The organism is Mycobacterium sp. E3247 (assembly GCF_001667785.1).
Classification (GTDB): Bacteria; Actinomycetota; Actinomycetes; order Mycobacteriales; family Mycobacteriaceae; genus Mycobacterium.
The window spans coordinates 1-1,625 of record NZ_LZJG01000108.1 but is presented as its reverse complement, the minus strand read 5'-3'; the positions used below and the strand labels follow the sequence as shown (position 1 = coordinate 1,625).

Annotated in this window: 2 protein-coding genes; both read left to right on the top strand. The window is 68.6% G+C overall.

From position 1 onward, the window contains the following. Nucleotides 1-1,303, top strand: a 1,303-nt coding sequence (locus tag A9X04_RS05540) for an MCE family protein (RefSeq protein WP_067918512.1), incomplete at its 5' end; no start/stop codon positions are given. Then, on the top strand, nt 1,300-1,625 hold a 326-nt coding region (locus A9X04_RS05535), incomplete at its 3' end, for an MlaD family protein (RefSeq protein WP_156764233.1). The genes A9X04_RS05540 and A9X04_RS05535, both read left to right, overlap by 4 nt.

The following is a 1,625-nucleotide window of genomic DNA, read 5'->3' as shown; positions in this document are numbered from 1 at the left end:
CAACACCATCGGCACCGAGAGCCGGCTCGCGATCAAGACGGACACCATCCTCGGGAAGAAGGTGCTCGAGATCGAGCCGCGGGGAACCCGGACGTTGCGGCCCGGGGACGTGTTGCCACTGGGCCAGAGCACCACCCCCTATCAGCTCTACGACGCGAACTTCGACATCACCAAGGCCGCCACCGGCTGGGACATCGACACCGTCAAGCAGTCGCTGAACGTCTTGTCGCAGACCGTCAACCAGACCTACCCGCACCTGAGTGCCGCACTCGACGGCCTGACGAGATTCTCCGACACCATCGGTAAGCGCGACGAACAGATCAAGCACCTGCTCGCTCAGGCCCACCAGGTGGCCAGCGTGCTCGGTGACCGCAGCGAACAGATCAACCGGTTGTTGGTCAACACCAAGACGCTGCTGGCCGCGTTCAACGAACGTGGCCGCGCCATCGGCGCCCTGCTGCAGAACATCGCCGCGTTCTCGGCCGAGGTGCAGGGGTTCATCAACGACAATCCGAACCTCAATCCCGTGCTCGAGCAGTTGCGTGCCATCAGCGATGTGCTGGTGGCGCGCAAAGACGACCTGGCCCAGACCCTCACGTATGTCAGCCAATTCGCCGCCTCGCTGGGGGAATCCGTCGCGTCGGGACCGTACTTCAAGATCGTCCTGTCCAACCTGCTGCCGTATTGGATCTTGCAGCCGTTCGTCGACGCCGCCTTCAAGAAGCGCGGCATCGATCCGGAGGACTTCTGGCGCAGTGCCGGGCTCCCCGCGTTCCGCTGGCCCGACCCCAACGGCACCCGGTTCCCCAACGGGGCCCCGCCGCCCGCGCCGCCGGTGCTGGAAGGCACCCCGGATCATCCGGGACCGGCCGTCCCGCCCGGAACCGCGTGCTCGTACACCCCTCCGGCCGACGCGCTTCCGCGACCCGGGAATCCACTGCCCTGCGCGGGTGTGGACGTCGGCCCCTTCGGCGGCAGTTTCCCCGCCCCGATCGACGTCGCGGCTTCGCCGCCGAACCCCAACGGGTTGCCCCCGACCCCGGGAATCCCGATCGCCGGGCGGCCGGGCGACCCGCCACCGGACGTCCCGGGCACGCCGGTGCCGCTGCCCGTCCAAGCACCACCCGGCGCACGCACCGAGAACCTGCAACCCGCCGGCCCCACCCCGCCGCCGTCGACCTTCGCGCCCGGCTTGCCCCCCGGGCCGCCGGCGCCGCCGGGACCTGGGCAGCAGTTGCCCGCACCGTTCATCAACCCGGGCGGCACGGGAGGCAGCGGCATCACGGGAGGTAGCCAGAATTGAGCAACGTCTTCCCCCTCCGCCACCTGCGGCCCCGGACGGTGATCGGGGCGCTGGTGGTGCTGCTGGCCGTGGTCGCCGGGTTCGTGGGCTTGCGGCTCTACCAGAGGTTGACCACCAACACCGTGGTCGCCTACCTCCCGACGGCGAACGCGCTCTATTCCGGGGACAAGGTCCAGATCATGGGCGTCCGGGTGGGTGCCGTCGACAAGATCGAACCGGCCGGCGACAAGATGAAGGTGACGTTTCACTACGAGAACAAGTACAAGGTGCCGGCCAACGCGTCCGCGGTGATCGTCAACCCCACCCTGGTCGCGTCGCGCAG